This window comes from Blastocatellia bacterium (genome assembly GCA_025055075.1).
Lineage (GTDB): Bacteria > Acidobacteriota > Blastocatellia > HR10 > HR10 > HR10.
On sequence record JANWYV010000027.1, the window covers coordinates 1 to 5,215 of the forward strand.

Sequence of the window (5,215 nt, forward strand, 5' to 3'; positions counted from 1 at the left end):
AAAGAGGACCCCCTGCGCTTTGTCTCCTTGATGGCCTGGCTGCGGCACGCGGGCGACCGAGTCCCCTTGGCCGCCCTGCTCTCACACCCCGTGTCCACAGAAAACTCCTGCTCGTCGCACCAACACGTTATTTGAAACGATCACCTCGAACGTGAAGCGCCTTTGGTTTCAACGCGAAGCGAAGCCGCTCGTTGCCGCGCGTTGACAAACCAAGGCATCTATGTTACAAAGTCGTGCTGTTTGAAGGAGCACCGCACGCCGACGCACGACGCCGTATGCCGGAAGAGAAGAAGGACAAACCGACGCCCAAAGGGGCTCCTGCGACGAAAGCGTCCCCGACGCTCCCGATCGTTGAGATGAGTGACGATCCCATTCTGAACAAATTACGGGAGCGGTTCCCGGGAGCCGTCCTCGACGCCGTGGAGGTTCTGGGCATGCCCACGCTCACGATCGCGCGGGAGCACATCGTGGAGGTTTGTCGCTTCCTTCGGGATGACCCGGACGCGCAGTTCGATTTCCTCACCGATTTGACGGCCCGGCACATCCCGGACGCGGAGCAGCCTTTTCAGGTGATCTATCACCTCTACTCCTTTCCGCGGAATGTGCGATGGCGATTGAAAGTGAATCTGGCCGAAGGGGACGCATGTCCGAGCGTTGTCTCTGTGTGGAGCGCGGCCAATTGGATGGAGCGGGAGGCGTACGATCTGGTCGGCGTGCGATTCGAAGGGCATCCCGATCTGCGGCGATTGCTCCTGCCGGAAGATTGGGAGGGGCATCCCCTGCGGAAAGATTATCCACTCGAATTCCGTTACAATCGCTGGTGCGAGAAGCACCTGAACATGATCGAATTCCGCGAGGGGACTGAATACAGCGGGAGATTCGAATAATGCACAAACCGGAGATCGCCATCACGCGGGAACGCCTGCTCGCCGCGCGCGAGATGGTACTCAACATGGGGCCGCAGCACCCTTCGACGCACGGTGTGCTGCGAGTGATCTTGAAGCTCGACGGCGAGACAGTCATTGATCTGGACTGCGACATCGGGTATCTGCATCGCGGCGTGGAGAAGATTTGCGAGAACCGCACCTACGTCCACATTGAGCCTTACTTCGACCGACTCGATTACGTGGCGGCCGTCTCCAATGACCTCTGCTATGTGGAGACGGTCGAGAAGATCGCTGGGATCGAAGTGCCGGAGAAAGCCCGATATATTCGCGTGATCCTGACGGAGCTGCAGCGGATCGCCAGCCATCTGCTTTGGCTCGGTACTCACGCGATGGACATCGGAGCGGTCACGATCTTCCTCTACGCGTTTCGAGAGCGAGAGGAGATCCTGAAGATCTTCGAGAACTATTTCGGCGCGCGGTTGACGGCCAACGCCTTTCGCATCGGCGGTCTGCAGTACGACATCTACGATGGCTTCGAGGAACAGGTGCGGGCTTTCTGTCGCATCCTGCCGGAACGGCTCAAGGAGTATGAGACCATCCTTAACGAGAATCGCATCTGGCTCCAACGCACTGTAGGGATCGGCATCCTCACGGCAGAGGAAGCGAAAGATCTGGGGGTCACGGGGCCGATCCTGCGCGCCTCTGGGGTCAAGTGGGATATTCGTAAGGCCTTCCCCTATGAGATCTACGATCAGGTCGAGTTCGATATCCCGGTGGGAGAGAACGGAGACACCTACGATCGGTATCTCGTACGCATGGAGGAGATGCGCCAGAGTCGCTTGATCATCCTCCAGTGCCTCGACAAGTTGAAGAAGTTGCATCCGGGACCTGTTCTGGGCAAAGTCCCGAAGATCATTCGTCCGCCGGTTGGCGAGGTCTATCACTCTATCGAGTCGCCCAAGGGCGAGTTGGGGATTTATCTGGTGAGCAATGGGACGTCGTTCCCCGAACGATTGCGCATTCGTCCGCCATCGCTCATCAATCTGCAAGCCCTCAAGAAGATGGCCATCGGGCATTTGGTGGCTGACGTCGTGGCTTTGATCGGCTCGATTGATATTGTGTTGGGTGAGGTGGATCGGTAGGAGGGGGGCATGGAGGTCTTCTGGGCGATCTGGAACCATCCGATCGTCGCCGAGTACATCCTGAGGCGATTGCCGACGATCGTGATCGTCCTCTTCGTGATCCTCACGGTGGCGGCGTATTTGGTCTATGCCGAGCGCAAGATCAGCGCCTTCATTCAAGCGCGGCTGGGGCCGATGCGCGTTGGACCGTATGGGCTGTTGCAACCATTGGCCGACGCGTTGAAATTGCTCTCGAAAGAGGACATCATTCCGGCGCGCGCTGAGCGCTCGATCTTCGTAATCGCGCCGATGATCTCGGTTGTCGCCGCGCTCGTCGTCCTGGCCGTGATCCCTTTCGGTCCGGGGCGCGCGACGATCACGGACATCAATATCGGGGTGCTCTTCATCCTGGCGGTCTCTTCGGTGGGCGTCCTGGGGATCATCTTGGGCGGATGGGCCTCCAACAGCAAGTATCCGCTTTTGGGAGCGCTGCGGTCATCGGCGCAGATGGTCAGCTACGAAGTCGCCATCGCCTTGGCGCTGGTCGGTCCGTTGATGTTTGCCAAGACGCTTTCGATGGTGGGGATCATCGAGGCGCAGATGACCGATCGCATCTGGTACATCTTCTATCAACCGGCCGCCTTTCTGATCTTCCTCGTTGGAGGATTGGCCGAGACCAATCGCGCGCCGTTCGATCTGCCGGAAGCGGAATCGGAGATCGTCGCCGGGTATCACACCGAATATAGCGGCTTCCGCTGGGCGCTTTACTTCGTCGCCGAGTATACGAATATCGTCATTTCTGCCGCCCTCGCCGCGACGGTCTTCCTCGGAGGATGGCATTTCCCGGGGATGACGAAGCTGGTCGAACCAGGGACGTGGCCGTATGCCCTCCTGGCGATGCTCGTCTTCGCCGTGAAGGTCTTCGCCATTGTTTACTGCTTCATCTGGTTCCGATGGACGTTCCCGCGCTATCGGTACGATCAATTGATGAGCCTAGGGTGGAAGTGGTTGATTCCGGCCGGACTCGCCAACATCCTGGTGACGGGAGCTGTGCTCGTTCTGGCTCAACATTTGGGTCTGGTGGAGACGGTGCGGACCGATACCGGCGAGCGACTGGTGAGCGTGTGGCCGTGGGGGAAGCTCTTCCTCATCGCAGCGTCGCTGCTGGTCAGCGTTCCGATCGTGTGGATCGTGCTGGCGGTGATCAATCGACGCTCGGCCGATTTCAATCTGCGCGTCCAACGGCAGATTCGTCTGCCCGAAAGAGGCGAAGAAGAGATCTTCGCTGAAGTGTGAGCCGAAGGAGGTGCCTTCATGGCAGAACCGAGACGAAATTGGAAGCAGGTCCTCTCCCGATTTCTGCTCCTGGACTTGATCAAGGGGTTGCTCATCACGTTCAAATATCAGGCACCGAAGCACTGCTACACGGAACAGTATCCGCTCGTCCGGCCGAAAGTCGCAGAACGCTTTCGCGGCGCTCCGCGGTTGAATCTCGATCCGGAGACGGGCGAGAGCCTCTGCATCGCGTGTAATTTGTGCGCCGTCGCGTGCCCGGAAGATTTGATCACGGTCGTCGAGGCCGTGCGCGAGTATGTGGATCACGAGGGGAAGACGAAGAAGAAGCGCGTCTTGGTGGACTACACCTACGACACCTCGCGGTGTATGTTCTGCGGCCATTGCCAAGATGCCTGTCCGACTTATGCCATCGAGCTGACGCAGGAGTTCGAATTGGCCATTTATCGGCGGAAGGATTTCGTCTGGTCGTGGGAGATGCTGGAGAAGGGGATCGAGCAACCGATCTATACCCGATGAGGAGGGGACGGGCGTGGAGCTGAAAGGAGCGCAAATCGCCTTCTACTACGGATTGGCGTTCTTGGTGCTCATCATGGCCGTCTCGCTCATTCGGGCGCGTTCGGCCGTGCATGCGGCCCTCTATCTCATGGGGGCATTGATTGGAGTGGCCGGGTTGTTTTTGCTCCTGCATGCGGAGTTCGTGGCGGGCGCGCAGATCCTCATCTACGTCGGCGGAGTCGTCGTCCTCTTCATCTTCGTCATCATGTTGGTGAACGTGCGCGAGGAGATCACCGAGGCGACGCGCTTATTCACGCGGCAGGAGGCCATCGCGTGGGCGCTCGTGGGCGCGATGACGGTGGCGATGGTCATCGCGTTGCGGCGCGAGACGAATCTCTTACCTTCGGCCGGTGCTCCGATGGAGGAGGCCCCCCTCGCTCTCGCGGAGGACACGCAGCGGGTGGGGAGTGCGCTCTACACGCGCGCGGCTTTGCCCTTTGAGATCGCATCGTTGCTCCTGCTTGTGGCGATCGTCGGATCGGTGATCCTGGCCCGCACGCGGCGTCAAGAGGAGACGTTCGATTGAACGTCACGGCGGAAGATGGCAGTCGGGGAGGGAGAAGATGCATGTGGCAATGATCTGGGCACTTCAGGAGCCGACTTCCTTCGTGGGCCGATTCCTCGAGGGGCTCACGGCGCCGAAGGGGATCGTGGATTTCCTCGTCGTTAGTTTCATGCTCTTCGCCATCGGCGTCCTAGGGGTGCTCTCCCGCCGAAACATCCTCATCATCTTCATGTCCATCGAGCTGATCCTCAACGCCGCGAACTTGAACTTCATCGCCTTCACGCGCTATTGGCAAGCGATGGGGCGCATCTCCGAGAACATGGGGCATATCTTCACGATCTTCATCATTGTCGTGGCTGCGGCGGAGGCCGTCATCGGTTTGGGCATCCTCATCGCCCTTTATCGCAATCGCCAGACAGTGGCCATTGACGAGATCAATCTCCTGAAATGGTGAGCGCCTGGTGAAGGCACGCAACACGAAGTATCACGCGGTGATATTGGGGATGGTTGCGATCGCTCTGATGAGCGTGAGGGAACACGTGCGCGCGCAGGAGCGAGAGGTGGTCATCACTGGGAAGGAGATCGTCGAGCGGTTGATCCGTTTGGAGGAGGGGCAGAGGCGGTTAGAGGAGCGAATCCAAGAGGTGGAAGCTCGATTGGGGCAGCGAATGGATGAGACGAATCGGCGAATAGATGAAACGAATCGCCGAATAGACGAGTTGCGGGAGTTTTTGTTGTGGGGTTTTGGGGTGACGTTTGCGGGGATTTTTGCGTTGGTGGGGTTTGTGATTTGGGATCGGCGGACGGCGTTGGCGCCGGCGGTGCGGCGGATTGAGGAGCTGCAGGAGCGG

The 5,215-nt window shown here is 59.1% G+C and carries 6 protein-coding genes and 1 pseudogene; all 7 read left to right on the forward strand.

Annotation, left to right across the window (positions count from 1 at the left end):
* Window positions 1–434 precede the first annotated feature (434 nt).
* Complete coding sequence (locus NZ746_07305; GenBank protein ID MCS6817171.1) at window positions 435–887, forward strand: NADH-quinone oxidoreductase subunit C; 453 nt, start codon at window positions 435–437, stop codon at window positions 885–887.
* Window positions 887–2,029 carry an NADH-quinone oxidoreductase subunit D gene (locus tag NZ746_07310; GenBank protein ID MCS6817172.1) on the forward strand — a complete coding sequence of 381 codons (1,143 nt, stop codon included), beginning with the start codon at window positions 887–889 and terminating at the stop codon, window positions 2,027–2,029. The genes NZ746_07305 and NZ746_07310 overlap by 1 nt, the downstream gene beginning before the upstream one ends.
* A 9-nt stretch (window positions 2,030–2,038) precedes the next feature.
* Window positions 2,039–3,067: pseudogene (gene nuoH / locus NZ746_07315) on the forward strand (NADH-quinone oxidoreductase subunit NuoH).
* Window positions 3,068–3,322: 255 nt separating this feature from the next.
* Window positions 3,323–3,820 (forward strand): 4Fe-4S binding protein, encoded by a 498-nt coding sequence (locus tag NZ746_07320; protein ID MCS6817173.1) that lies wholly within the window; start codon window positions 3,323–3,325, stop codon window positions 3,818–3,820.
* 13 nt (window positions 3,821–3,833) lie between these two features.
* A complete protein-coding gene (locus tag NZ746_07325) occupies window positions 3,834–4,385 on the forward strand; it encodes an NADH-quinone oxidoreductase subunit J (protein MCS6817174.1) in 552 nt (183 codons plus the stop codon).
* A gap of 49 nt (window positions 4,386–4,434) precedes the next feature.
* On the forward strand, window positions 4,435–4,818 hold the full coding sequence (nuoK, locus tag NZ746_07330) for an NADH-quinone oxidoreductase subunit NuoK (GenBank protein ID MCS6817175.1): 384 nt from the start codon (window positions 4,435–4,437) through the stop codon (window positions 4,816–4,818).
* A 7-nt stretch (window positions 4,819–4,825) separates the two neighbouring features.
* A partial coding sequence (locus tag NZ746_07335) for a hemolysin XhlA family protein (GenBank protein ID MCS6817176.1) occupies window positions 4,826–5,215 on the forward strand: 390 nt, incomplete at its 3' end.

Bases quoted from the DNA above. Each gene is read 5' to 3' on its own strand.
- NZ746_07320 (MCS6817173.1), top strand. From the start codon at position 3,323: ATGGCAGAACCGAGACGAAATTGGAAGCAGGTCCTCTCCCGATTTCTG.
- NZ746_07310 (MCS6817172.1), top strand. From the start codon at position 887: ATGCACAAACCGGAGATCGCCATCACGCGGGAACGCCTGCTCGCCGCG.
- nuoK (MCS6817175.1), top strand. From the start codon at position 4,435: ATGATCTGGGCACTTCAGGAGCCGACTTCCTTCGTGGGCCGATTCCTC.
- NZ746_07305 (MCS6817171.1), top strand. From the start codon at position 435: ATGCCCACGCTCACGATCGCGCGGGAGCACATCGTGGAGGTTTGTCGC.